Origin of the sequence: Kibdelosporangium banguiense (assembly GCF_017876405.1) — a bacterium.
Taxonomy (GTDB): Bacteria; Actinomycetota; Actinomycetes; order Mycobacteriales; family Pseudonocardiaceae; genus Kibdelosporangium; species Kibdelosporangium banguiense.
Map to the genome: position 1 here is coordinate 2,056,904 of NZ_JAGINW010000001.1, position 25,071 is coordinate 2,081,974.

General features: G+C 66.4%; 26 protein-coding genes and 3 tRNA genes. 9 read left to right on the plus strand and 20 right to left on the minus strand.

What is annotated here, in order from left to right:
- Positions 1 to 2: 2 nt before the first annotated feature.
- The 4 genes from JOF56_RS09815 to JOF56_RS09830 all read right to left on the minus strand — a co-directional run bounded on the left by JOF56_RS09815 (position 3) and on the right by JOF56_RS09830 (position 3,912).
- Positions 3 to 944, minus strand: coding sequence for an acyl-CoA desaturase (locus JOF56_RS09815; protein WP_209636553.1), 942 nt, complete (start codon positions 942 to 944; stop codon positions 3 to 5).
- Positions 941 to 1,819: an acyl-CoA desaturase gene (locus tag JOF56_RS09820; protein ID WP_209636555.1), complete on the minus strand. Its 879-nt coding sequence runs from the start codon at positions 1,817 to 1,819 to the stop codon at positions 941 to 943. Before JOF56_RS09820 ends, JOF56_RS09815 begins: the two co-directional genes overlap by 4 nt.
- Positions 1,816 to 3,426, minus strand: coding sequence for a fatty acyl-AMP ligase (locus tag JOF56_RS09825; protein WP_307855012.1), 1,611 nt, complete (start codon positions 3,424 to 3,426; stop codon positions 1,816 to 1,818). The genes JOF56_RS09820 and JOF56_RS09825 overlap by 4 nt, the downstream gene beginning before the upstream one ends.
- 189 nt (positions 3,427 to 3,615) lie before the next feature.
- Positions 3,616 to 3,912, minus strand: coding sequence for a hypothetical protein (locus JOF56_RS09830; RefSeq protein WP_209636558.1), 297 nt, complete (start codon positions 3,910 to 3,912; stop codon positions 3,616 to 3,618).
- Positions 3,913 to 4,228: 316 nt separating this feature from the next.
- On the opposite strand from JOF56_RS09830, the gene JOF56_RS09835 reads away from it, so the two are divergent.
- Positions 4,229 to 5,311: an integrase core domain-containing protein gene (locus tag JOF56_RS09835; protein WP_209636561.1), complete on the plus strand. Its 1,083-nt coding sequence runs from the start codon at positions 4,229 to 4,231 to the stop codon at positions 5,309 to 5,311.
- Positions 5,312 to 5,575: 264 nt separating this feature from the next.
- Here the strand turns inward: JOF56_RS09835 and JOF56_RS09840 are convergent.
- The 8 genes from JOF56_RS09840 to JOF56_RS09875 form a co-directional block, all read right to left on the minus strand.
- Positions 5,576 to 5,648: transfer RNA gene (locus JOF56_RS09840), tRNA-Arg, on the minus strand.
- Positions 5,649 to 5,685: 37 nt separating this feature from the next.
- A tRNA-Ser gene (locus JOF56_RS09845) sits at positions 5,686 to 5,774 on the minus strand.
- Between the two features lie 71 nt (positions 5,775 to 5,845).
- Positions 5,846 to 7,804 carry an acetoacetate--CoA ligase gene (locus tag JOF56_RS09850; RefSeq protein WP_209636563.1) on the minus strand — a complete coding sequence of 653 codons (1,959 nt, stop codon included), beginning with the start codon at positions 7,802 to 7,804 and terminating at the stop codon, positions 5,846 to 5,848.
- A 10-nt stretch (positions 7,805 to 7,814) separates the two neighbouring features.
- Positions 7,815 to 8,567, minus strand: coding sequence for an ESX secretion-associated protein EspG (locus JOF56_RS09855; RefSeq protein WP_209636565.1), 753 nt, complete (start codon positions 8,565 to 8,567; stop codon positions 7,815 to 7,817).
- A complete protein-coding gene (locus JOF56_RS09860) occupies positions 8,560 to 8,760 on the minus strand; it encodes a hypothetical protein (protein WP_209636567.1) in 201 nt (66 codons plus the stop codon). The genes JOF56_RS09855 and JOF56_RS09860 overlap by 8 nt, the downstream gene beginning before the upstream one ends.
- 255 nt (positions 8,761 to 9,015) lie before the next feature.
- Positions 9,016 to 9,588: a hypothetical protein gene (locus JOF56_RS09865; RefSeq protein WP_209636569.1), complete on the minus strand. Its 573-nt coding sequence runs from the start codon at positions 9,586 to 9,588 to the stop codon at positions 9,016 to 9,018.
- Positions 9,588 to 10,022 (minus strand): hypothetical protein, encoded by a 435-nt coding sequence (locus JOF56_RS09870; protein ID WP_209636571.1) that lies wholly within the window; start codon positions 10,020 to 10,022, stop codon positions 9,588 to 9,590. Before JOF56_RS09870 ends, JOF56_RS09865 begins: the two co-directional genes overlap by 1 nt.
- Before the next feature lie 25 nt (positions 10,023 to 10,047).
- Positions 10,048 to 10,719 (minus strand): dienelactone hydrolase family protein, encoded by a 672-nt coding sequence (locus tag JOF56_RS09875; RefSeq protein ID WP_209636573.1) that lies wholly within the window; start codon positions 10,717 to 10,719, stop codon positions 10,048 to 10,050.
- Positions 10,720 to 10,884: 165 nt separating this feature from the next.
- Between JOF56_RS09875 and hisC the strand changes: the two genes are divergently transcribed.
- Positions 10,885 to 11,940, plus strand: a complete 1,056-nt coding sequence (gene hisC, locus JOF56_RS09880; protein ID WP_209648141.1) for a histidinol-phosphate transaminase — start codon at positions 10,885 to 10,887, stop codon at positions 11,938 to 11,940.
- Here hisC and JOF56_RS09885 read toward each other — a convergent pair.
- Complete coding sequence (locus JOF56_RS09885) at positions 11,930 to 12,679, minus strand: sulfite exporter TauE/SafE family protein (protein ID WP_209636575.1); 750 nt, start codon at positions 12,677 to 12,679, stop codon at positions 11,930 to 11,932. The genes hisC and JOF56_RS09885 overlap by 11 nt on opposite strands.
- A 108-nt stretch (positions 12,680 to 12,787) precedes the next feature.
- On the opposite strand from JOF56_RS09885, the gene JOF56_RS09890 reads away from it, so the two are divergent.
- Entirely contained in the window at positions 12,788 to 13,843 is a 1,056-nt protein-coding gene (locus JOF56_RS09890; protein WP_245379300.1) for a DUF1906 domain-containing protein, read from the plus strand.
- Here JOF56_RS09890 and JOF56_RS09895 read toward each other — a convergent pair whose 3' ends face one another.
- Positions 13,844 to 14,848 (minus strand): polyprenyl synthetase family protein, encoded by a 1,005-nt coding sequence (locus tag JOF56_RS09895; RefSeq protein ID WP_209636578.1) that lies wholly within the window; start codon positions 14,846 to 14,848, stop codon positions 13,844 to 13,846.
- Positions 14,849 to 14,994: 146 nt separating this feature from the next.
- On the opposite strand from JOF56_RS09895, the gene JOF56_RS09900 reads away from it, so the two are divergent.
- Together JOF56_RS09900 and JOF56_RS09905 are read left to right on the plus strand one after the other, a co-directional pair.
- Entirely contained in the window at positions 14,995 to 15,465 is a 471-nt protein-coding gene (locus JOF56_RS09900) for an excalibur calcium-binding domain-containing protein (protein ID WP_209636580.1), read from the plus strand.
- A gap of 72 nt (positions 15,466 to 15,537) precedes the next feature.
- Positions 15,538 to 15,834, plus strand: a complete 297-nt coding sequence (locus JOF56_RS09905) for a hypothetical protein (protein WP_209636582.1) — start codon at positions 15,538 to 15,540, stop codon at positions 15,832 to 15,834.
- Here JOF56_RS09905 and JOF56_RS60035 read toward each other — a convergent pair.
- From JOF56_RS60035 to JOF56_RS09920, 3 genes are read right to left on the minus strand one after another with little or no spacing between them, the layout of a single operon-like run.
- On the minus strand, positions 15,815 to 16,954 hold the full coding sequence (locus JOF56_RS60035) for a nucleoside 2-deoxyribosyltransferase domain-containing protein (protein WP_209636584.1): 1,140 nt from the start codon (positions 16,952 to 16,954) through the stop codon (positions 15,815 to 15,817). The genes JOF56_RS09905 and JOF56_RS60035 overlap by 20 nt on opposite strands.
- Positions 16,951 to 17,958, minus strand: coding sequence for a methyltransferase (locus JOF56_RS09915; RefSeq protein WP_209636586.1), 1,008 nt, complete (start codon positions 17,956 to 17,958; stop codon positions 16,951 to 16,953). Before JOF56_RS09915 ends, JOF56_RS60035 begins: the two co-directional genes overlap by 4 nt.
- Entirely contained in the window at positions 17,955 to 18,311 is a 357-nt protein-coding gene (locus JOF56_RS09920) for an avidin-fold protein (protein WP_209636587.1), read from the minus strand. The genes JOF56_RS09915 and JOF56_RS09920 overlap by 4 nt, the downstream gene beginning before the upstream one ends.
- Positions 18,312 to 18,397: 86 nt before the next feature.
- On the opposite strand from JOF56_RS09920, the gene JOF56_RS09925 reads away from it, so the two are divergent.
- Complete coding sequence (locus JOF56_RS09925; protein WP_209636589.1) at positions 18,398 to 18,817, plus strand: SMI1/KNR4 family protein; 420 nt, start codon at positions 18,398 to 18,400, stop codon at positions 18,815 to 18,817.
- A gap of 43 nt (positions 18,818 to 18,860) precedes the next feature.
- Here the strand turns inward: JOF56_RS09925 and JOF56_RS09930 are convergent, their stop codons facing one another.
- Positions 18,861 to 20,549, minus strand: a complete 1,689-nt coding sequence (locus tag JOF56_RS09930) for a bifunctional metallophosphatase/5'-nucleotidase (RefSeq protein WP_209636591.1) — start codon at positions 20,547 to 20,549, stop codon at positions 18,861 to 18,863.
- Between the two features lie 82 nt (positions 20,550 to 20,631).
- Here JOF56_RS09930 and JOF56_RS09935 point away from each other — a divergent pair, with 82 nt between their 5' ends.
- From JOF56_RS09935 to JOF56_RS09945, 3 genes are all read left to right on the plus strand, one after another.
- Positions 20,632 to 21,093, plus strand: a complete 462-nt coding sequence (locus JOF56_RS09935) for a MarR family winged helix-turn-helix transcriptional regulator (RefSeq protein ID WP_372447853.1) — start codon at positions 20,632 to 20,634, stop codon at positions 21,091 to 21,093.
- Positions 21,094 to 21,120: 27 nt separating this feature from the next.
- Positions 21,121 to 21,205: transfer RNA gene (locus JOF56_RS09940), tRNA-Ser, on the plus strand.
- Positions 21,206 to 21,393: 188 nt separating this feature from the next.
- Entirely contained in the window at positions 21,394 to 22,014 is a 621-nt protein-coding gene (locus tag JOF56_RS09945; RefSeq protein WP_209636595.1) for a hypothetical protein, read from the plus strand.
- Between the two features lie 101 nt (positions 22,015 to 22,115).
- Here the strand turns inward: JOF56_RS09945 and JOF56_RS60675 are convergent, their stop codons facing one another.
- Together JOF56_RS60675 and JOF56_RS57810 are read right to left on the minus strand one after the other, a co-directional pair.
- On the minus strand, positions 22,116 to 22,307 hold the full coding sequence (locus JOF56_RS60675) for a molybdopterin cofactor-binding domain-containing protein (protein ID WP_372448371.1): 192 nt from the start codon (positions 22,305 to 22,307) through the stop codon (positions 22,116 to 22,118).
- Positions 22,229 to 24,406: an ATP-binding protein gene (locus JOF56_RS57810; protein ID WP_245378216.1), complete on the minus strand. Its 2,178-nt coding sequence runs from the start codon at positions 24,404 to 24,406 to the stop codon at positions 22,229 to 22,231. Before JOF56_RS57810 ends, JOF56_RS60675 begins: the two co-directional genes overlap by 79 nt.
- Positions 24,407 to 25,071 lie beyond the last annotated feature (665 nt).

Genomic DNA, 25,071 nt, shown 5'->3' on the forward strand with positions numbered 1-25,071 from the left:
GCCTAGTCCTTTCCAGTTTTCTCCGCTGTGGCCAACCGTTTCGACACGAGTGCGGGACTCGGAGTGTGCAAGTCCCACACCAGCCCCGCCTTCCCCAGCGCTGCGATGATCCAGCCACTCAGGTCGGGCTCCCACCAGCGCACGGCGTGCCGATAGGAACGGGGGAAGGCATGGTGGTTGTTCTGCAGCCCCTCGCCGAAGGTGAGCACCGCTACCCACCAGAGGTTCGTGCTGTGGTCATCGTTGGTGAACGGGCGGCGGCCGAAGGCATGGCAGATGGAACCGACGCACCACGAGGCTTGGTTGGCCGCGAAGATACGAGCAAGCCCGCCGAAGACGACGCCGGTGAACGCCGACCACAGCGTGCCGCTGGCGGCGAACCCGATCAGCGCCGGCAGTGCCAGGCCGGCCAGCACCCAGTAAGGGTAGAGGCGGTGATGCGCTACCAGACGGCGGTCGCGCAGGACGTCGGGGGCGAACACGCTCCACCGGGTCGACTCCTCACTCAGCATCCACGGCATGTGGGCGTACCAGAGGCCGCGCAGCCGCTGCCGCCAGCCGGCGCCGTGCAGATTCGGCGAGTGCGGATCGCCTTCGTGGTCGGCGAAGCGGTGGTGGCGGCGATGGGTGGCCACCCAGAACAGCAGCGGCCCCTGCGCGGCCATTCCTCCTGCCACCATGAGCAAGTCCTGCATCCAGCGAGTGGTCTTGAAGGACCGGTGGGTGACGTAGCGGTGCAGCCCGATCGTGACCCCGCCGATGTGCACGCAGTACATCCCGGCGAGCAGCCAGATGTCCACGGCGGTGAAACGGCCGGTCACCAGCAGGTACACCGCCACAACCGTGCCCAGCAGTGGCAGCACCATCGTCGTCAGCGCCGAAAACCGCTTCACCCGCAGGCTGTGCGGGTCCAACCGGACGACGCCGCGGTCGAGTGTCGTCATCGTGTCACTCCCTTCGGGACGCGGCGCACGGGGTAGCGCACGTCGTGGACGAGGCCCGCGCGATCGAGCAGCCGGATGATCGTGCCGGTGAGGTCGAACTGCCAGAAACCCTGCCGGTTGTGTGCCAGTGCGGGCTGCGCGTGGTGATTGTTGTGCCAGGAACCGCCGACGGTGATCGTTGCCAGCGAAGCGATGTTGTGGCTGCGGTCCCGTGTCCGATGTGGTCGGTTGCCGACCAGGTGCCCGAAGGAGTTGACCGACCAGGTGACGTGGTGGAGCGCGAACATCCGGGCGAGGCCTCCCCAGAGCAATCCGCCGAGCGCTCCGCGCACGCCGCCGTCGAACAGCAGGCCTGCCAGCGTGGGAACGGCGAGACCGAGCAACACCCACACCGGATAGAGCCGGTTCAGCCGGACCACCGTACGGTCGCGCAGCAGTTCCGGCACAAGCCGATGCCATCTCCAGGAGCCGGGGTCCACAGTGAACAGCCAGCCCATGTGACCGTGCCAGATGCCCTTCAGCCGGGCGAACCCGCCATGACCGACAGGGCGGGGCGAGTGCGGGTCGCCGTCACGGTCGGCGAAGGCATGGTGGCGGCGGTGCACCGATGCCCAGAACAGGATCGGCCCTTGGGCTGCCATGCTGCCTGCTATGCCGAGCAGTACGGTCATCACCGGCCCCGCGGAGTAGGACTTGTGTGTGAAGAAGCGGTGCAGACCGCCCTCCACGCCGAACGAGGTCAGTAGGTACATCACGGCGAACAGCGCCAAGTCGGTGCCGGTAAGCCCATAATGGACAGAGAACGCCACGGCACCGGCGAAACCGAGCGTGGAGGTGATCACCGTGACGTAGGCGAGCAACCGAAGAATTCTCATCCCGCCGCCGCAAGATAGCGGCGCCGAGCTTCGGCTCTGCGGAGCTTCCCGCTGGTGGTTCTCGGGATACGGCCGATCCCGACGAACTCGACGTCGCGGGGTCGCACACCGTGCGCCGCGGTGACGGCGGCAGTGATCGCCGCACGCACCTCGGTGAGCCCCGTGGTGACGCGGCGTTCCGCGACGACCACGAGTTCCTCGCCCGAGGCGCCGGGCACGCTGAATGCCACCGAGTGGAACACGGCCGCGTGGCAGGTGTTCGCCGTCGCTTCGACATCTTGGGGATGCAGGTTGCGCCCGGCTATCACGATCAGACCGCTGATCCTGCCGGTCACGAACAGTTCGCCGTCACGAAGATAGCCGAGATCGCCGGTTCGCAGTGCGTCTCGGTGAGGGCCCGCACGGAACGTGACGCCGGTGGCCTCGGAGTCGTGGAAATACCCGGCGGCCACGTTCGGACCCCGGACCTGGATTTCGCCGACTTGCCCGTCCGGACACGGCTTTCCGGACTCGGGATCGACGATGAAGACCTCGTGCCCGGCCGCGGGCACGCCACAGCTGACGACACCGCGGTCGACGCGGACCTGCTCATCCGCACGCTTCCCGGCAACGAACAGGGTCGCTTCAGCCAAGCCGTAGCACGGGATCAAGGCGGTCGAAGACAGGCCCCGGGACTCGAACCGCATGACGAACCTGCCGAGCACATCCGGGTGAATCGGTTCGGAGCCACAGAACAACTGCCGGAGACCGGACAGATCGATCTCGGCGAGCTCCTCGTCCGAAATGGACTCGGTGCACAGCTGCAGCGCGAACGCCGGAGCCACCGTGATCGTCACCCCGAACTCGCCGACAGCACGCAGCCACCGAGCGGGTGTTTGCACGAAATGCTCGGGATCCATCATCACCAGCGGCCAACCACCGTGTAGCGCGAACAAGAGAGTGCCGATCAGCCCCATGTCGTGATAGGGCGGCAGCCAGGTCAAACCGACACGGTCGGATTCGTGTCCGATATGGGCGGTGAGCGCCGCGCAGTTGCTCATCAGGTTGGCGTGATTGAGCATGATCCCTTTGGGATCGGCGGTGGAGCCGGAGGTGTACTGCAGCAAGCCAGGATCAGCCGGGATGCAACCGAACTCTTCACCGGTGGCGGCGCCGCTGATCTCCAACACCGGCGGATCCGCCGGCATGCGTTCTGGTGTCCGGCCTCTGTCCACCATCACGGCCTGCGGTGAGCAGCCACGCAGGACAGCTGCGAGTCGCTCTGCCGCCCGCTTGCCCGAAGGTGGAAACGTCGGCACGACGGTGGCACCCGCGTGCATGACGCCGAATAGGCCCGCCACGTAATCGAGTCCTGGCCGAACCGCAAGCGCGACCCGGCCACCCGACAGCCCCGCGGCCTGTACTTGGGCGGAGACGGCGAGAACACGTTGCCACAGAGCGCCGTAAGTTATGGACACCTGGCTTGCGGACGTACCGTCGACCAAGTGCCGATAGGCCACTCGGCCGGCCGAATCCCGAGCACGTTGGCGCAGAACGTCGATCAACGTTCGTGAACGGGGCTGTACGTCATCTGTGCGGGGAGAGTCAGGGGAGCGAGGCATGACCATGAGGCTGAGCTACCTTCCCCTCGCAGGGGCGACCACAAGATCGTAACAAGATGAGCTTTCCGCACGAAATCCCAGCTTCCGCAGTTGGTAGTCACACGTGATCGCCGGTTCGTGGTCTGAGCTGGGGAAACGTGTGCAGGGCTGGGAGAGGGCGTGCGTCTACGCCTTCTGCGGGGTGTTTGGTCGGGTTCAGCTGGGTCGAATGCGGAGATTCGGGGTGGCGGGTTGATGGATGCGCCTGGTAGATGGCCTGCTGGTGGTCCGTAGCGGGATGGTCTGGGTGATCGTGCCGGCTTGGCCGGCGAGGGTGACCTGCTTGAGACGAGCGGTGCCGCGGCGGGTGTTTCGCCAGTTTTGCCGGCAGGACAGCTCGGTCACGCGGGTCAGCAGCAGCGCGAGCCAGCAGATCAGGACATGCGCGCGGATGCGGTGCTCGAGCCGGTGGAACACCGGCCGCAGCAGCAGTTCGGACTTGAAGTCGCGCAACCGCGCTCGGCCTCGAGCAGGTTCTTGTAGCCCAGGGCGGTGTCCTCGGCGGTGATGTCGGGGCCCGAAGTGGCCAGCAGGTACTTGCCGTCCAACCGCTGCTCGGCCTTGACCTTGGCGCGGTCGATGACCAGACGACCGTTGCGTTGCCGGCGGCGGATCCTGTGCCGCTGGAAAAGTCATCGCTGCACGTCAAGACTTTTCGAGCGGTACAAGTCGCGGATCGCGGGTTTCTTCGTGTGCGGCTCGGAAACTCGATTGCGGCTCTGACCTGGATGTTCCTGGTTGCCAGATGGTCGCTTGCAATGATCACGAGGTGCTACTGTCCCTGCTCTACCTGATCGTGCGGTGCCTGCTGGGCGTCCCGGCAGTGCTGTTGCGTCGTGATCTGTCCAAGGACGCGGAGCTGTTGGTGCTTCGCCATGAGAACGCGGTGCTGCACCGGCAGATCGCGCGGGTTCGCTACACCCCGGCGGACCGGTTGTGGCTGGCCGCGCTGTCCCGACTGTTGCCGCGTCGGCGCTGGAGGGAGATCTTTTCCGTCACCCCAGCGACGATTCTGGCCTGGCATCGGCGGCTGGTCGCACGCAAATGGGGCTACAGCAACCGGCGCCGACCAGGGAGACCACCGACCGCGGCAGCGATCAAGAAACTCGTCATCCGCATGGCGACCGACAATCCGCAATGGGGACACCGGCGCGTCCAAGGAGAACTCGTTCGTCTCGGGCACCGGATCGCTGCCTCGGCAGTGTGGCAAATCCTCACCACCGCAGGCATTGACCCCGCACCTCGCCGGTCAGGGCAGACCTGGAAGCAGTTCCTTACTATGCAGGCTAAGGGCATCGTGGCAGTGGACTTCGTCCATGTGGACACGGTGTTCCTGAAACGGATCTACGCGCTGATCGTCGTCGAGCACCGTTCTCGCCGGGCACATCTGGCAGGGATCACGGCCAACCCGACCGGTGCGTGGACTGTGCAAGCCGCTCGTAATTTGCTGATGGAATTGGGTGAGCGTGTTGACACGCTGACGTTCGTGCTGCGGGATCGAGACTCTCGGTTCACTCGTGCGTTCGACGCGGTGTTCGAAGCCGAGGGCATCAGGATTCTCGCCAGCCCGTCACAAGCGCCTCGTGCGAACGCGATTTGTGAGCGAATGATCGGAAGTCTTCGTCGTGAGTTGCTCGACAGATTACTGCTCGTCAACGAGCAGCACCTGCGCCGTGTCCTCACGGTATACCTGCGGCACTTCAACACCGTACGGCCGCACCGGACTCTCAAGCAGCTTACGCCGGCCCAAACCGAGAATCTGCCCCCGACGCCGGTCGATCTCTCCGGCTACCGTGTCCGGCGTCGACCCGTCCTTGACGGGTTGACAAGCGAATACGAGATCGCCGCATGACCGAACCCATCGTCGCGGACCGGCAGCTCAGGGCCAGAATTGAGTAACCGAGCCCCACAGGGTCTGACGGTTAGAGAGATCGCCGATCAGCTCGGACACAAACGGGTGAGCGTGACGCAAGACACGTACTTTGGCCGTGCTGCAGCCAGTCCCAAGGTGGCGAAGCTGCTTGGGGTGATCGTGGAAAGTGGTTCATAAAGTGTGGAAAAGGTGTGGGGCCGATCATGACTGATCGGCCCCACAGCGCCTTGAACAGGCGAAACGCGCACCCGAAGGGATTCGAACCCCTAACCTTCTGATCCGTAGTCAGATGCTCTATCCGTTGAGCTACGGGTGCATGTTCAGTTGTCACTCAGCCGAGGCCGAGCGTCCTGCGGAGGCTCCGGGATTTGAACCCGGGAGGGGTGTTATCCCCAACCGCATTAGCAGTGCGGCGCCATAGACCAGACTAGGCGAAGCCTCCCGGGGCCCTCGGCCGCTTCGAGAAAGAAGAGTACACAGGGGCCACGGGAGGGTGCAAAGCGGGGTGTCCTGTCAGGCCTCCGCGAGGGTCACGAAGGGGGTCAGGGCGTCCGGGTTTGCCAGAGCGTCCCTGCTCACGGCCTTGTCGGGGGCCATGCCGGCCAGGATCTTCTTGACGGGGACTTCGCACTTCTTGCCGTTGAGGGTGCGGGGGATCTCGGCCACGACGATGAACCTGTTGGGGACGTGGCGGGGGGACAGGGCGGAGCGCAGTTCGGTCTTGAGGCGGTGTTCGATGCCCTCCAGGGCCGCGCCTGGGGTCAGGACGAGGAAGCAGAGCAGTTCGCCCTCCGGCTGGCCGACGCTGGTGGTGTCGATCACCAGGGAGTCCGCGACCTCGGGGAATCCTTCGACGACGCGATAGAACTCACTTGTTCCCATGCGGACTCCGCCTCGGTTGAGGGTTGAGTCGCTGCGGCCGTAGATCACAGCTGAGCCACGATTTGTGATCCTGATCCAGTCGCCGTGCCGCCAGATGCCTGGGTAGGGCTCGAAGTAGGCGTCGTGCAGCCTGGTGCCGTCAGGGTCGTTCCAGAAGGAGACCGGCATTGAGGGCATCGGTTCGGTGATCACGAGTTCGCCGACTTCTTCGATCACTTCTTTGCCGTCGTCGTCGAATGCCTTTACGGCCGCGCCGAGGGCTCGGCAGGACAATTCTCCGAGCCATACTCCGATATCCGGGGAGGCGGCGACAAATGCCGTGCACAGATCTGTTCCGCCGGAGACCGAGCAGATCTGGACGTTCGGTCCTATTTTCTCCACGAGCCAGCGGAAGCCTTCTGGGGAGAGCGGCGCTCCGGTCGAGCCGATCGCGCGCATCGCGGTGAGGTCGAACTGACTGGCTGGTTCGATCTCTTTTTTCAGGCAGGACTGGATGAAGGGGGCCGAGGTGCCGAAGTAGGTGACCCGGTGCTGCTCGGCCAGCCGCCACAACGCCGTCAGGTCGGGGTATCCCGGGTTTCCGTCGTAGAGCACGATTGTGCAGCCGACCATCAGGCCGGAGATCAGGAAGTTCCACATCATCCACCCGGTGGTGGTGAACCAGAAGAATCTTTCGCCCGGCCCGAGGTCACTGTGCAGGGCGAGCATCTTGAGGTGTTCCACCACGATTCCGCCGTGGCCCTGCACGATTCCCTTGGGCAGGCCGGTGGTTCCCGACGAGTAGAGCACCCACAGCGGATGGTCGAACGGCACCGCGTCGAACGCGAGTTCAGAGTCCTCATTGGACTTCAGAAGCGTTGCCCACGACAGGGTTCCGGGCAGTGTGGCGTCGTTCGAGAGGTAGTCGATCAACACCGTCGCGCGCAGGCTGGGCATGTCCGCGCGTAGTGCGTCGATTGTCGCGCGGGTGTCGAACGACCGTCCACCGTAGACGTATCCGTTGACCGCTATGAAAACCGTCGGCTCGATCTGGGTGAACCGGTCGGCGATGGCGCGTGGCCCGAAGTCCGGCGAGCAGGACGACCAGGTTGCGCCGAGGCTTGCCGCGGCCAGGAACGCTACCAGCGTCTCGGGGCAGTTCGGGGCGAGCGCGACCACCCGGTCCCCTTTTCGCACGCCGAGGGACACCAATGCGGCCCGGAACGCGGCGACCTGGGAGCGCAGCTTGCCGTACGTCAGGTGCGAGGATTTGCCGTCCTCACGGTGGAACACGACCGCGAGGTCGTCGTCCGGCTGACCGGTCAGCGCCTGTTCGGCGTAGTTCAGCGTCGAGCCTGGGAACCAGGAGGCGCCCGGCATCGACCGCGAGCCCAGCACCGCGGTCGGCTGTGCGTGGAAGATCACACCCAGGAACTCGGCTACCGCGCCCCAGAATCCGGCCAGGTCCGTGGTCGACCAGCGCCACAACGAGTCGTAGTCCGGCAGGTCGAGGTCGCGGTTGGCGCGCAGCCAGGTACGGAACTCGGCGAGCCGGGTGTCGGCGACATGTGCGGGGTCTGGCTTCCAGAGCAGTTCCGGGACGTCACTCATGCCCCTGTTCTTAACTCATGGCCGCCGAAGACACCACCATCTCGTCCGCCATAACGGTGAGCCGATGTGGGTCGACCGGCACCACAGAAACCCAGCCGCCCGCGTTGCGCAGCACGTACCGGCCGTCGGGAGTGTCCACCCAGGACATACTGGACCGATCACGGCCGTGGTTGACACCGAATCGCCCGCCGCCGAGCCGGTCGGTCAACGCCCGCGCCACCATCGTGGCGTCCGATTGGCGGACACCTTTGTGGGCCAGCACCCTCACAAACCCGGATACGCCGTCGTACACGCCCTCAGAGCAAGCGTCCTCGTAGTCCGCGACTCGGATGTTCACCGAGTTACCCGGACCCGCGGGTAACGGAATCACGGCGTCGAGCAGGGCTGTTGTCACGCGCTCAACCGGCCCGACGCGCACTTCGTCGCTCACGCGCGCAGCCACGGCATTGCCTCTCGGCGTGATGGAGCCGATCGCGGCGAGCGAAGACTCCTGCCCGTCAACGGTCAGGTCCACAAGCGTCTGGGCGGCCGCCAGCTGGCGCAGCACATGCGCGAGATCGCGCGCAGGCTCCTGGACAGTGCCGAGGTCACGCCCGGACAACGTCAACGACGCCTCGTTGACCAGCTCCGCACGGCTGCGAGTCGTCCGTCCGATGTTGGGGATGCCGAGCGCGAGCGGAATCGGGCCGAGCCGGAGCGCGGGCCACACCAGGACGAATTCGGCCGCGCTGAGCTGGATCCACCCGGAATGCGGGTCACGCACCAGCGTCTTCCTCTCCGATCACGGGTGGCGCGAGCCTGTCTCTGATGCTGAAGACATCCGGATCGCCGTCCAGGTACTTCGGCGCCTTGCGCTCCTGGTCTTCCTCCTTGGCACCACCACCAGCCATGCCACCCATGGACGCCATCCCGCCACCCGACGCGGCGACGCCTGGGCCAGTGCTGCCGCGCTGCACTGGGCGTGTTTCCTCAGGTGGCGGCGGAGTCGTCCCCGCAACCGGACCGGGTCGCAGAGGAGCAGGCTCGGCAGGAGCGCTCGGGTTGCCGACACCAGGACTCACCGGCGGCGGAGCGACCGGGTTACTCGGCATTGAGCCTGGGATTGGACTCGACGAAGACGGTGGAGTGACCGGCGTTTCCGGGTTGGACACAGGCGGCGGAGGCACGGGTTCCTCGAGCCGGAACTCGCCACGGGTCCGCGGCGGCGAGAACTACGGGACGGTCCCGTACACCTCCTGGGACGCCTGCTGGAACTGCTGCATCACGCGGGCGGCTTCCTGGTGCGCGGTGTGCTGTTGCCGCGTCGGCCCGTGCGGGTCACGCACGATGTCGATGGCAGAGGCGAAAGCGTCGCCGGCTGCCGGGATGGCCACGCGTGGGCCGACGACCGGCTCGGGCATCGTGCGCTTGGCGTTCTCGGCGTTGTTGGCCTCGATGGAGACGCAGCCGGAGACGTCGGTCGCGGTCTGACTGGCCTCCGAGGACCAGGCCGACAGCGCGGCGATGCTGCCGCGTGCCTGGTCGGCGGCGTCGCCCTGCCAGGCGTCCACGGAGGCCGCAAGCGCTTGCGCGAGGTCGTCGCTGATCTCCTGCAGGGCCTGTCCGAGCTTGGCCCACCTGGCAGCGACCGCGTTCGCGCCGGCGACGTCGACGCCCTGGTGAGCCATGTCGTACAACTGCTCGTGGGTGAACGTCATCCAGTCGACGTTGTCGTACAGCGCCTCTTCGCCGGGCTTGGGCTGTGGTTCCGGCTCCGGCCAGGGCATCGGCCTGATCGCCGCCATCAGATGTCCGCCTGCAGGCCGAACGGCGACAGGGCGCGCTGCATCCTGCGGGCCGATTCCTCGTCGGTGACCATGTAGCGCCCGGCCGCCGCCTGCACCATGGCCTGCAGATTCGCCAGCGTCTGGCTGAACGTGGTGAGCACCGGCGTGACGCTGCCCGCCGCTGTGTCCTGCAGCCTGCCCGCGACGGTCCTGCCCACGAAGTTGGCACCGAATTTCAGCGGCTGGTCCAGCTCAGCGCACTCGCCGACCAGGTCGTCCACTCTGCCGCGCAGCCGGGCGATCGTGTTGATCAACGCGGTGGCCGCGGCCGGGTCCAGGCTCAGCCCGTCGATCTCCGCCTTGCGTCTGGTCGCCTCGACCTGCCCGGCCACCGGCGCGAGACCGGCGGCGGGCGCCGAGAACCCCGGCATGGGCTTCGGTGTTTGCGCCATGCCGGGGACCATACCCAGACTCGTCCTACCTCAGGTGCGCATCGAACCAGTTCAGGGTCCGGTGCCAGGCCTCGGTGGCCGCCGCCGGGTCCTCGTCGAACCGGTGCCCGGCGTCGGCGAAGCGGACCACGTTGGTGGCCACCCCGGATCCGGCCGCCGCGTCGCGCAGCTTCTCCACCTCGGACGTGTCGATCTCGTCGTCCTGGTCGCCGTAGATGCCCAGCCAGGGGCACCTCAACTCGCCGGCGATCTCCACCAGCGGCGGCAACGCGGTGGACACCGGCTGGATGATGCCGGTCGCGCCCACGGTCACGGCCGCGCCGATGGATCGCTGCCCGGCGACCACCATCGCGGCGTTCCCGCCGAGGTCGAAGCCGACCACGCCCATCAGGTCGGCGGTGACGCCGCGCTCGGCGAGCACGGCGAAGGCGATATCGGTGTCGGCCAGCACCGATTCGCCGGAAAGCTGTCTGACCTGTTCTTCCCGCGGACCCTCGCCGTGGTAGAGGTGCGGGGCCACGGTGAGCCACCCTTCGGCGGCGAACGAGCTCACCAGCAGGCGCACAGTGTCGGTCACGCCGCGGGCCTCATGCAGGACCACCAGGCCCCCGCGGACGACACGTTCGGGCTCGGCGACGGTGAGCGTTGCCGCTCTTCCGTCAGAGAGCGTGAACGTCTCGGTGCGTGTTTCGGTCATGGCTCCACCCAATCACGTAGGGGTGAACATCAGTCAACGTGACCAAACAGACGAGGCAATCACGATAGACCGTCCACGCTGTCGCGTGAATACGGGATCCCGGTCCAAATACTGGCCCAGATTCGCCGTCGCGCGGGCTACCGTGCGCGTGTGCGTGATGAAGATGTGAGCAACGTCCAGACCCGGGCCGACTTGGCGACGTTGCCGTCCTATGTGCCGGGCCGGACGATTCCGGGCGCGATCAAGCTGGCCAGCAACGAAGTGCCGGCCGGGCCGCTGCCCAGCGTGTCGGCGGCGATCGCCGTCGCGGCCGCGGATGTCCACCGCTATCCGGACACCGCCGCGGGCGAACTCACCGCCAGGCTGGTGGACAAACTCGGCGTCCCGGCCAGTGAGATCGCGATCGGCTGCGGCTCGGTGAGCCTGTGCCAGCAGCTGATCCAGGCGCTCTGTACCGAACGCGACGAGGTCGTCTTCGCGTGGCGGTCGTTCGAGGCTTATCCAATCGTTACTCATGTTGTCGGCGCACAGCAGGTACGAGTGCCGTTGACCGAGGATCACGCGCTGGACCTGGACGCGATGGCCGCCGCGATCACGCCCAGCACCCGGCTTGTGTTCGTGTGCACACCGAACAACCCGACGGGCACGACTTTGCGTACCGCGGAGCTGCTCCGGTTCCTCGACTCCGTGCCGCCCAATGTGCTCGTAGTGCTGGACGAGGCGTATCACGAGTTCGTCAACGATCCAGACGTTCCGAACGGGATCGACCTGTTCCGCGAGCGCCAGAACATCGCTGTGCTGCGTACCTTCTCGAAGGCTTACGGTTTGGCGGGTCTGCGCGTTGGGTACTGCGTCGCGCCCGAGGACGTCACGACCGCGCTGAAGAAGGTCTACGTGCCTTTCAGCGTCAACCACATCGCGCAGGTCGCCGCGATCGCGTCGCTGGACGCGGAAGACGAACTGATGGCGCGTTGCCGCGAGATCATGGTCGAACGGGTCCGTGTACGGGACGAGTTGATAGCCGCGGGCTATGACATTCCCGAGACGCAGGCGAACTTCGTATGGCTGCCCTTGGGTGAGCGCACAGCCGCGTTCAACGAGCACTGCTTGGAGCACAAGGTTGTCGTGCGCGCGTTCGTCGGCGACGGTGCGCGGGTGACGATCGGGACGCCGGAGGAGAACGACGTCTTCCTCGCCGCGGCCAGGTCGTTCAGTCGATAAGAAGCATCACGACCGCGACCAGCCCGACCACGACGATCACCCCGCGCAGCACGGCGGGCGGCAGCCTGCGGCCGATCTTCGCGCCCAGGATGCCGCCCACCGTGGACCCGGCCGCGATCAGCAGCACCACCCACCAGTCCACGTCGGCGATCAGCACGAAGATGACGCCTGCGACCAGGTTCACGCCCGCGGTCAGCACGTTCTTGAGCGCGTTGAGCCGTTGCAGCCGTTCGTCCATCAGGACTCCGAGCATGCCCACCAGCAGAACGCCTTGCGCCGCACCGAAATAGCCGCCGTACACGCCGGCGCCGAACGTGGCCGCCATCGCGCTTGCACCGCCGTGCTCGTGGCGTTCCATCGACGTGAGCTTGCGTGACAACCAGGGCTGCGCGACCACCAGGATCAGCGCGATCACGATCAGCACCGGCACAACGGCCTTGAACACGCCCGGCGGCAGCACAAGCAGCAGCAACGCCCCGCCTGCGCCACCGATCAGCGAGCACACCCCGAGCCTGATCAGCCGCGGGCGCTGCCCGACGAGCTCCTTGCGGTATCCGATCGCGCCCGCCACACCGCCGGGAACCAGGCCGATGCTGTTGGACGCGTTGGCGACCACCGGCGGATACCCGACGGCGAGCAGCACCGGGAACGTGATGAGCGTGCCCGACCCGACAACGGTGTTGATCGCGCCGGCGCACATACCGGCCAGTGCGACCAGAGTCGCCTCGATAGGGCTCATTTGCGTGATCGTGACACGTCACTACGGCGTTCGAGTGGCCGAGGTCGTGAGGATCACCGAAGATACCGGGGAACGTTTACACAGCGTCACCGTCGGGAAGTGATCTGGATGCGTGCGTCGATCGCGGGCGTGGGAGCCATCACACTCGCCGCGATGCTGACCACGCCGGCCAACGCAGCCGAGCGCACCGTCAGCTATCGCGGCTATGAGCTGAACGTGCCTGCCGACTGGCCGGTGTTCGACCTCTCGGCAAATCCGGCCGAGTGCGTCCGGTTCGACCGCAACGCCGTCTACCTCGGCAAGCCCGGAGCCGAGCAGCGCTGCTCGGCCAGACAGGGCAAGACCACCGACGCCATGCTGCTGGAACCGATCGGCGACCGGACCCGCGTGACCGTCACCGGCGACAGGTTCGCGTCCCTGGCCACGCGTGTCGACGAGGCGGCGGACGCCCCGCTGGCCAAGACTGTGCAGCCTGGTGTCTACACAGGACTCGGTTTCGACGCGTGCGCCGCGCCTTCGCAGGGCGCGATGGACGCCTGGCTCGGTTCACCGTTCCGGGCCGTCGGGGTGTACATCGGCGGGATCCACCGGGCGTGCGCGCAGCCGAATCTGACGCCGCGATGGGTCAGTACGCAGGTCAACAAGGGATGGCGGCTGATTCCGACCTACGTCGGTCTGCAGGCGCCGTGCACCTCGTTCCGGCACAAACTCGACTTCGACCAAGGTGTTGCACGCCAACAAGGCCGGGACGCGGCCACGGACGCCGTCAAGCTGGCCGGCGGGTTGGGGCTCGCTGCGGGCACGGTGATCTACAACGACATGGAGGCGTACAACATCGCTGACGGACCGTGCAGCGGTGCTGTGATGTCGTTTCTCAGCGGGTGGGCCGACCAGTTGCGGGAGCGCGGCTACCGGTCCGGTGTGTACAGCAGCGCGAGCTCCGGGATCACGGATCTGGTCCGCAACCACGGCAACCGCGCCTACAGCCGGCCCGATCACGTGTGGTTCGCGTGGTGGAACGGCCAGGCGAACGCCGACGGTGGCCGGTTCCTGCCGGCCGACCGCTGGGCCGGGCAGCGTATCCACCAGTTCCTCGGCGGCCACGACGAGTCCCACAACGGTGTAGGAATCAACATCGACAGCAACTTCCTGGAGATTCGCTGATCACATCGTCCTGGTGGTGACAAAGTCGCACAACGCCGCCAACGCCGTGCGGGCCGGGATCGCGGGCAGGTCGCAGAGCATGTCCTTGGCCCGCTGGGCATGCAGGTTCGCCTCGTCGCGGGCCCGGTCCAGTCCAGGCGACGAACGCAGCAGCGCCAGCACATCGGCGCGGGCCGCGTCGTCGGCGATCGGCTGCGCGACCTTCTCGGCGATCCGTGGATCATGCTCGATCGCGTAGTGGACGGGCAGGGTGACGATCCCTTCGCGCAGGTCGGTGCCGGGCCGCTTGCCCAGTTCGGCCTCGGTCGCGGTGATGTCCAGGATGTCGTCGGAGATCTGGAACGCCATGCCGATCAGTTCGCCGTACGTGTCCAGCGCACGGACGACAGCGCGGTCCGCCCCGGCCGTCATCGCGCCGAGCCGGACCGCCATCGCGATCAGCGAAGCGGACTTGTCCGACATCACCCGCAGGCAATGTCCTATCGGGTCTACGCCCGGAAGCGGGCCCACGGTTTCGGCTATCTGGCCGCGCACCAGTCGGCCAAGCGTACGAACTTGCAGCCGCAGCGCGGTTTCGCCGAGATCCGCGCCCAGCTCCGCGGCCCTGGCCAGCAGATAGTCGCCTGCCAGGACCGCGATTGTGTTGTTCCACCTGGTGTTCGCGGTCACCACACCGTGCCTGATCGGCGCTTCGTCCATCACGTCGTCGTGATAAAGCGTCGCGACGTGGACAAGTTCGGACAAAACCGCCGCGTGAAGCACGTTTTCCGTTCCCGCCGGGCCGAATTCGGCGCCGAGCAGCACCATCATCGGCCGGAACCGCTTGCCGCCCGCGTCGATCAGGTGCGTCGCGGATTTGGTCAGAAACTCGTCACCCGGATCGCGCAGAGTGCTGCGCAACCGGTCTTCGACCTGGTCAAGACGGGTGCGCAGGCGCGTGGCAAGTTCTTGACCGACCGCGTCGACAACCGCTCTCGGACTGGAAAGCCGTTGCGTGATAACCATGTCCATTCCCCTACCGTCGTCCCGCTGAGCGGTGTGGACATCGACCGCCGGAGGGAGGACCTTCCCTCGTGAGAGGGAGATCCTCTTGTAACGCCAGGACCCCCTGCGGGGACTAGACCGATAACCCGGATCGGTGAAGGACAGCTATGGCTGGCAGACAGTGGCACTGGATCGCTGCCGGAGTGGCCGTGTTGGCCGTCTTCGCAGCGGTGCTGCTCAACGACACGACGAGCAGCAACGTCATCCGTGCCCACCCGTTCGCCACCACGGACCGCACGCCTGAAGTCGGCAGGCCCGTCCTCGCCGTGCCGACCGTCGACGCGACAACGGTGACCAAAACCACACAGCCCGTCGCGCCCGCGCCCCAGGTGAAACAGACGTCTCCCCCGCCCGCCCCTCCGCCGCCCTCGACCACGCCGAACACCCGCACTCCCGGGATACCGCCGAGAACCACCTTGTCGTTCGTCCTCCCGGAGATCCCCGAGATCCCGGTGTTCTTCCCGGACTGCGAGACGGCCTGGTTCTTCGGCGCGGCGCCGATGGACGAGGACGAGCCCGGTTACCGCAGGGAACTCGACCGCGACCACGACGGTGTCGCATGTGAATCGACGCGATAGACGCATAGCGCGGCTACTTATGTAACGTGTTGTGCCGCTTCGGATACAAGCAGGTGTCCGGAGGTGAGGCGAATGGCGACCGAGTCAAGGGCCGCGGCCTGGCTGCTCGGAATGATCGCGGTTGTCGCGATATTCCTGGCTTTCTCATCCGACGACAGCGTGCCGGTCACCACCATCCCGGGAAACCTCGACGGCAGGAAAGCCGAAACGGTCGACGATCAGCTGCGCGGCCTGGGATTTGCCAACATCATGTACTTGTCGGAGACCGGCGGCTCGGCCACCGTTCGTCCGGAATGGACTGTTGTGTCGGTGGACGGCGCCGGTCAGACCGTCGGGCTGGACGCGTGGATCACGGTCCGGGTGCGGTGAACACCTTTGCCAGGATGCCTACTGTCGCCCAATCGACGTAACCACCCTCGAGGATTTCGGCGTAGGTACGTACTTCCACGAACGTACGCTCGGAATCCGCAAGGACGCCAAAAGGTCCCGGGTCGGCCCGGACACCGGCGATCTCGTCCTCGGTCAGCTCCAGGACGAACACGTGCAGCCGGTGCGCGGACAGCGTGGCGAGAACCTGCCGGACCTGGCCCGACACAAGGCGTTCGGGCGCGACCTGCAACCCGGTCTCCTCCTGCAGTTCGTGCACGGCCTGGTCGATCGGCTCGCCGCCGAGGATTCCGCCGCCGGGCAGTTCGCGCACGTAGCCGTCCACCGAGCAGGACGGTGACCTGAACTCCCGCACGAGGACGACTTCGTTCAGCGCCGGCGTCTCGCCGGGTCGATAGGCCACAATGGACACCACGTCCGGCCGGCCGAGCACGATCTCGTTGTGCTTCACGCGCTTCTCGGCCGTGACGGCAAGCCGGGCATGGTATGCCCACAGGAACTTGCGGTGCATCCACAGCAGTTTGCCGTCGAGCAGGACGTTTCCGGCCGCCTGCTGGGTTTTCAGCCAGTGCCGGAAGGTCGGGGCGCGCCAGGCGAGCAACGGCACATGCCGTTCGCCGTCGTGCCGCTCGGCGCCTTCGCCGATCATTTCCAGCGTGGCCTTGATCGTGTCCGCCATGGTCGTGGTGACTTGCGCACCGCGTTGCCGGGCGTGGTGCTGCATGTATTTCACGTGTTGCGCGTTCTCCGGCGCGCCCAGCACCACCCGGCCGGAGGACTCGTAACGACCGAACTCGATGTTCGTTGTCAAGCCGGGCAGCGTCGACATCTCACGCGGTACCCAGAACAGGATCACGTCCGCGGCGTTCAGCCAGCGCTCCTCCCAGACGATCTGGTCGTCGTAGGACGGATACCTTGCGCCGTCAGGAGGTTCCGGCACGAAGACGACGAGTTCACCGGCGCCTGCCCACTGGCTGCGGATCTCCGCCAGCGCTTGTGGCCGCCACGACGGCACGTCTTCACGGCGTGGCGTCGGACCGGCGAGAAAGATCGAGGCATCCCAGCGCGCAGGCGGTTCCTGGCCCGCGTAGACGATGTTCACGGCTTCCTCGCCACGACAACGCTGTAGCCGGCGATGGTCGGCCGGTTGTGCACGTCCACAAAACCGACACCGGTGAGGATTTCGGCGAGTTCCGGCGTGGAATAGCACTTTCCCTCGGTGATGAGCATCATCCGGACGGAGAATTCGGCCTCGCGCAACGGTCCCGACTTCGTGTCGTCCAGGTGCATGTCGTGGTCGACGAGGAATCCGCCGGGCGGCAGGGCGTTGAACGACGCCTTGGCCAGCCGCTCGATGTTCCCGGCGTTCCAGTCGTGCAGGACGTTCGAATACAAATGCAGGTCGAATCCCGGCGGCAGTTCGCCGAACATGTCGCCCGCGATCACGTCCACCCGATCGGATTTACCACGCGCGGCAATGGAAGACCGGCTGAAATCCACCACCGACGGCAGATCCAGCACGGCAGCGGTCGTTTCCGGCAGCGCGTCCACCAACGCACAGGCGTAGACCCCGGAGCTGCCGCCGATGTCGAGAATGCGCTTCGGGCCCAGATCACGGATCGCCTCGGCGAGCGCCGGGCTGATGTACGTGCCGCGTGCGTTCATCCCCGCGGTGAACATGTCGGCGAAGTCGGTTGTGGACATGCGGTTGAGCCAGTCCTCGCCCTGGCTCTCCCACGGCGCGGGCCGCCCGGTCTTCAGCACCTGGATCGCGTCCCGGCACCCCGGCCGATCCCGGAACATGCTGACGTAGTGCCGCAGATCGGCCGGGACACCCGCGATGAGGTGCTCGTTCGCCGGTCCGGCCGGCCGCACGGCTCCGTCGGGCAGGCGCTCCAGCAGACCGAGCGCGACCAGGTAGGTCAGCGTGACGTCCGCGGCCCGCTCGTCGATCTTCAGCAGCTCGGCCAACTGCTCGGCGGAGGTGCTCTCCCGCTGGGCCAGAGACGTGAAGATGTCGTGCTCACTGACCACGGCGATGAGCAGATCCGTGGCGTATGTGCTGTTCAACAGGCCTAGGATGTCGCCGGCCCCCAGTATTGTCATGCCTCCGATCTTGGCGTTACTTCCTCGACAACGCTAGTGCCAGAACCCGGCCGCGACTCCCACTGCCACGTCTCCGACAGCCGCAACCGGCCGTCCGGCAACGTTTCCACAGTGGATACACAATGGCCGGTACTCGTCTCTCCGGCGATATTCAGCTGGCTGTAACGGAAATCCAGTTGATCGCCGGTCCGTGTGCCGACCAGATAACCCCGTTTCACCTGCCCGCCCGAATACTCGGCCCAAATCTCGCCGTCCCGCTCGTGATAGGTGAACACGGTGGCCGCGTCGACCTCGCCGCCCTCGACATCGGCCACCGCCCGGAAAACCCTGCCGTCCAACCCCTGCTGAGCCATGCTCACGCCACCTGCCTGAGATCCTTTTCACCGACTCTGATCATCCTGCTCGCCACACGGCCCCTCCCGCCTGCAGAATCGTGACTATGACCTTGGCTCTGCCCCTCACCGCCGACGAAGTCGCCTCGGCCGAGCACGCCCTGCGGATCATCTTCCCCAGGGAGTACCGCGAGTTCCTGCTCACCACCAGCGCGGGCGGCAAGAAGGTACGCAGACTGATGCACACGACCCAGGGCTGGGGCTGGGAAGGCGACCAGGAGACCTGCCGCTCGGCCCTGGCGTCCCCCTTCCCCTGCCAGAACAACCCCACAGCAGGCACGATCTGCATCGGCTCCCACGATGCGGGCTCCTACTCCTTGCTGGTGGTGACCGGTCCCCATCGCGGCACCATGTGGTTCGACCGCCGCACGACCACCGACCGTGTCGTCCCCATCAACACCACAGACGGCCGCCCGATGACCTTCACCGACTGGTACAAAACGCCCGAATCAACCTGGCTCAGCTGACAGCGAAGGGGGCGTGCCAGGCACGCCCCCTGCACATGTGGCCTTACGGCAGGCGAGTGATCCGGTCGGTGGCCGGCGGGGCCAGGTTCGGGTGGGCGGTCAGGTACGCCGTGAAGGCGTCCAGGTCGACCACACCGCCGATGAGATCCGTGCCCTTGGTGAACTCGCTGAAGAGGTCACCGCCGGTGCTGAGGAAGTTGTTGATCGCGACGCGGTAGCCCGCGGCGGGATCGATCGCGGTGCCGTTGACCGTGATGCCGGAGACGCGGGACCCGATCGGGGCACTGGCGGTCCAGGTGTAGTGCAGCGAGGACGAGACCTGCAGCATCCGCGTCGGCCCGTTGGCCAGCCACTGCTGTTCCAGCACGTTCTTGAGCTGGGCGCCGGTCAGCGTGATGGTCTGCATGACATTGCCGAACGGCTGGACGGTGAAGGCTTCGCCGTAGGTGACAACGCCATTGCCCTCGCCTGCGCCGGAGGACGGGAAGGTGAGGTCAGCACGGACGCCGCCGGGATTCATCAGCGCGATGACGGCGTTGCTGTCCTGGGTCGCGGCCAGCTGAGCGTCGGCGATCACGTTGCCCAGCGGCGACTCACCGGCCGGGTTCTGTGCGCGGACGATGTCGGCGGTGACGGACCCGACCGGCTGGTTGGCGATCGGCGCGGACTTGGTCTTGGCCTCGTTCACCAGGGCGGCGACCTCAGGGTCCGGGGTGATCGTGCGCGTGACGATCTCGTTGTGCGCCTTGCTCTCGGTCCGGATGACATCCCGGGTGCGGCGGTCGATCTTCAGGTCGGCCACGGTGAGCAACCGGCCGAACGACAAGCTCTGCGTCACGATCCGCGGCTTGCCGGCCGGGTCGTTGAACAGGCAGTTGTACTGGGTGTGGCTGTGGCCGGTGAAGAACGCGTCGACCTTCGGCGAGGCGTTCGTGACGATCTCACGCGCCGGGCCCGCGATGGTCCGGCAGTCGTCCGGGCCGCCGCCCTCGGTGTTGTCGCCCTGGTGCATCACGACGATCTGGGCTTTGATTCCAATCAAGTCGAGCAGGTTCGCGGTGCGGTTGATCGCCTGCACCTCGTCACCGAACTTCAGGCCCTTGACCGCTTCGGGCGTGACCACGCTGGGCAGGTTCTTCAGCGTCACGCCGATGATCCCGATCGGGACACCGCCGGAGAACTGCACCGTGACCGGCAGCAACGCCGGCAGGCCACGATCGGTGTACACGTTCGCGCCCAGGAACGGGAACTTCGCGCCCTTGTACGGGTCATGGAACTTGCAGCCGTCCACCGGGTGGCAGCCGCCACGCTGGATGCGCTGCAGCTCCTTGAATCCCTCGTCGAACTCGTGGTTGCCGACCACCGACGCCTTCAGGCCGATGGCGTTGAGGAACTCGATCGTCGGCTCGTCGTGGAACAGCGCGGACGCCAACGGCGACGCGCCGATGTTGTCGCCGGCGGACACCACGAACGAGTTCTTCGTCTGGAGCCGCTTGATGTGGGCCGCCATGTTGGCCGCGCCACCAGCGTCGACAGTCGTGTTGTCCGGCAGGATCACCCGTCCGGAGGACCCCGACGGGGGCTCAAGGTTGCCATGGAAGTCGTTGAACGCGATCACGCGCACATCGACCGTCGCAGCGGGCTTCGCTAACGCAGGTGTCGCCGCAAGCCCGACCATGCTGACCGCGGCCGCCGCGATGGCAGCGACACGCCCCAAGGTCGAAACAGTCATCTCTCCTCCGTCCAGACGCAACGGGGCGGGAGTCTGCCTGGTGAGCGGATTGAACGCCAGCGGCGCGGCTAGCCTGGAGACTGTGACCGCAGAACCCCGCTGGCTGACCGCCACCGAGTTACGTTCCTGGCGTGCCTACGTGATCGGCAGTGAGCGACTGCGCCAACGACTCAACAGCGAACTCCAGGACGTGCACAACCTGCCGCTCGCCGACTACGAAGTCCTAGTCCGTCTCTCCGAACAAGAAGACGGACGCATGCGCATGACCCTGCTCGCCGAACAGGTCGCCCAATCCAAGAGCCGGCTCTCCCACCAGATCTCCCGCCTGGAAGCCGCCGGCCTGGTCAGGCGCACCCACTGCCCCAACGACGCCCGCGGCGTCCTGGCCGAACTGACCGACAAAGGCCTGCAGCAGCTACGCACCGCGGCCCCAACCCACGTCGAAGGCGTCCGCGACCACCTGATCGACCTGATCAGCCCCGAAGAACGCGCCGTCCTGGAGACCGTCTTCGAACGAGTACTGACGCACCTCGACCAAGCCTGACCCCGGTTGGCTAGGCTGCACCCCGAAGGAAGCGTGGCAGAGCGGCCGAATGCACCCGCCTTGAAAGCGGGAGACGGGAGACCGTCCGGGGGTTCAAATCCCTCCGCTTCCGCAGCGTTGACCAGCAGAAACACGACGGGAATATCCTCGCGGCCAGGGAGACGGTGACGTCTCCCATCGGGTGGTGCACGCAAGCACGTGCTCGAACTCATCCGCGCGACGAGCCGGCCGCACTCCCCACGCGGTGACCGCTACCGCCGTTCACCTGCGTGTGCCACCGGGTGGGTAGCATGCCCGCTCGTGATCGACAGACGCGCGATGCTGGGTGGGGTCCTGATCGCCGGCACGCTGGCGATGGCCGGATGCACTTCGGAGGACAGCATCACGCTTGACGGCGTGCGCAAGGCAGCCGTCGACGCCGGGGCATCGCCGGCCAGTTGTCCGATCCCCTTCGACGTTTCCGCCGCGTTGCCCGGCAAGCCGCGGGTGCGGCCGGGCGAGGTCGAGGTAGAGGTGTCGAAGACCACCACCCCGGCTCCTGATCCCCTTGCAGCGCAACGGGATGGGATGTCCGCGATAGACGCCGCAGCTGGGATGTCGGTCAACTGCGACTACGAGGTCGACGGCAAGACCGTCGGCACCTGGCTCTTCGCCACACCCGCTCGCGGGTCGATCAGCTTCATGGCGCCGTCGATCGTGCATGCGACCGGGATAAAGCTCGCACAGCTGAACGACTTCCTGAACGACGCACCCGACCCCGGCGAGGTCAAACTGACGCCTGGCGGCAAGGTGGCCGTCGCCCGTGTCCACGTCCAAGGTGACGGGGACGCGACCCTGCTGGTGAATCCGGACGGCATAGTCACCCACGACGCGCTCAGCAAGACCGCCGAAACGCTCCTGAGTCAGATCCACATCAACTGACCGTTCCCGCCCGCATGACGCGGTCGGGGCGGATCGGCAGGTTCCGGTGGCGGACACCGGTCGCGTGCCAGACGGCGTTAGCGATAGCGGTGGAGCCCAAGTTACCGATCTCGGTTCCCGATCTCGCCGATGCCTTGATGGTCTGCGCCGACGATGCCTCCCATGGCCTGGTCCAGGGTCGCCTCCTCGTGCAGGGCCATGGAGATGCCCCAGATCATCCCGCCGACGAACTGGGCGCGGGCGGTGATCGGGTTGACGATCCGGCCGTGCCCCGTGATCCGTCGCAGCGTGATCCCTCTCCAGCCAGCGCGAAGGTGACGCCTTGTTCCCGGGTGAGCCGGCTGCCGTGCCGGTAGGCGCTGGTGAATTGCTTGTCTCCCAGGGCGTGGCGGGACTGTCTCTCGCACGCGTCATGGTGGGTCAGGAAGTATGTGGATCCGAACAACGGCAGGCCGAACGTCCGCCAGTAGCGCTGGGCGACACCGAACAGTCCGGCCGCCCGGGTGTGTTCGCCGGTCGACGAGGCGATCCATGCCAGTAGCTCGAGTGACTCTGCCATGCCCAGGGTGTCGTGGAACGTGCGTTTGAGCCGCAGGCAGTCCCGCGCGTACGCGGCGGCCGCTGTCCACTGGCCTCTCCGCCATCCGACAAATGCGAGGACGTGCAGCGCGAACGAGAGAGCCCAGCTTTCCCCATGCGCATCGCTGATCGCGCGGCAGTCCTCGCAGACGGCGACCGCGTGGTCGAGGTCTCCCAGCAATGCGCGCGTGAGCGCGAGCTGGAGATGGGCCAGCAGCGCCGTGCTGTTCAGCTCGCGGTTCGCCTGGTGGCGGGCCACTGCCTCGTCCAGCAGTTCCGCCGCTCGCGGCAGGTCGCCACCGAGAAGCCTGGCCACACCGGTCATCTGAGTGGCGTAGGCCAGTGCGTGCTCGTCTCCCAGCTGTCGCGCCAGGGCCCGGCATTCGTCCAATCTGGACAGGGCGGCGGTCATGTCGCCTTGCATGACGGTGATCCGTCCGTCCAGCCACAACGCCTTGGCGCGCATCCTGGTGGGCTGCGGGTTGAGCGCCAGGGCTTTGTCCAGCCAGTGCCGCCCCTCCTTGAGGAAGCCGCAGGCCGTCCAGTAGAACCACAGGGCGCTGGCCATGCGCAGACCGCACTGGTGCTCGCCCGGTGCGGTGAGGCTGAAGTTCAGTGCACTGCGCAGGTTGGCGTGCTCGCGCCGGATACGGGTGAACCATTCCGACTGGTGCGGGCCGAACCACGCCGCCGCGCCTTGTTCTGCCAGGCAGAGGTAGTGGTCCCGATGTCGGCGGCTCGCCGCCGTATCCTCACCGGCCTGCCGCAACTTGTTCAGCCCGTACTGACGCAGCGGCTCCAGCATCCGGTACCGCACGACATCGTCCTGGTCACCCCTGATGAGGATGGACCTCTCGAGCAGCCCGGCCACCAGAGTCACGATGTCGTCGCAAGCGATGTTCGCCCCTGCGCAGACCTCCTCCACGGCGGTGAGGTCGAAGTCCCCGCGGAATACCGCTGCGCGCGCCCACAGCGTCTTCAGCTCGTTCGGACACAGGTCGTGGCTCGAGGCGATCGTGGCGCCCAGTGTTTCCAGGCGGGGTACGGCGATCCGGCTTCCCCCAGAGAGGAACTGGATGTAGTCGTCCAGCCGCTCCACCACCTGCGCGGCCGACAGCGCCCGCAGGCGCAGCGCAGCCAGTTCGATCGCCAGCGGTAGTCCCCCCAGCCGCTCGCACAGCCGGGCGACCGCCACCCGGTTGCCGGCGTCCACCGCGAAACCCGGCCGCGCGAGGCTCGCACGGTCGGCCAACAGGCGCACCGCCTCGGACCGTGACACGGCTCGGGTCGTCAACGGCGAATCAGGATCCGGCACCGAGAGCGGAGGCACCTCCAGTAGTTGCTCCCCGGTCACGTTGAGACCCTGCCGGCTGGTGGCCAGAATCCGCAGCCATGGCGCCCTCGTCAGCAGCCTGCACATCAGCGCCCCGCAGGCGTCCAGCAGATGGTGGCAGTTGTCGACGACCAACAGCAGCTTCTTGTCCACCAGGTGATCCGCCAGCGTGTCGTGCGACGACTGGCCCGGCTGATCCTGAATGTTCAGCACATCCATGAACGCCTGGTCCAGCAGACTGTCGTCCGGCAGTGAGGCCAGCTCGACCAGCCACACACCATCCGGGAAGACGCTGCCCACCAGTACGGCCACCCACAGCGCCAGCCGTGTCTTGCCGATCCCCGGCGCACCGGTCACCGTCAGCAGACGCGCGCGGCGCAGCAGCCTCCTGGCCAGCGAGATCTCCCGTCGACGACCGACGAAGCTGGTGGTTTCGGCCGGGATGTTGCCGAGCATCCGGCCCGGGCTGAGCGCTGGCACTGATCTCGGGCTCCTGGTGTCGAGTGAACGTACGGCAGGCTGGCAGGCTCACCCCGAGCGCGGTCTCACATCGATCAAGGTCACCCGGACGATGGTCACCAACCACCGGCATGACGCTATGGAGGATGTACATGCCGACGCCAGACAGGCTGCGACTATCCCCGGGCCGGGTATAAGCCTTTGCGGCAACGACGTGACCCGTGTTGTCGGCCTCTTGTGAAATGCGCGTGAAGAGGCAGTGGCACTATGCGCTCTCCATCGGTCGCCCGCAATAACGAAGGGCGACCAGTATTGGTCACACGCGGCTACCCGCCAGGGGTGAGCAGATGGGATCTGGCCCATATTTCGTAACGTGATGGTCACGACGGGGCGCGGCGCAGACGGTGTCCCGACTCGAAGATCAGCATATTCGCGGACGACTGAAGATCAACTGTAACCCGTCACATTATGTGTGCCAGAACCGGCGGCATGGCCGGGGGGTTTCTTCGTTTAGCTACTGGGCTCTCAGGACGACACCGCCCCTTCCGGACCGTGCCGAGCTGGACGATCAGCCGTATCGCGCGCCGATGCGCAAGCTGGCAGACCAACGCCAGTAACACCCCTCCGGCTACCGCCCTCTCCTCGTCCCGATCCACGCTCCACAGAGGACAGAGGGGTCTCAATTC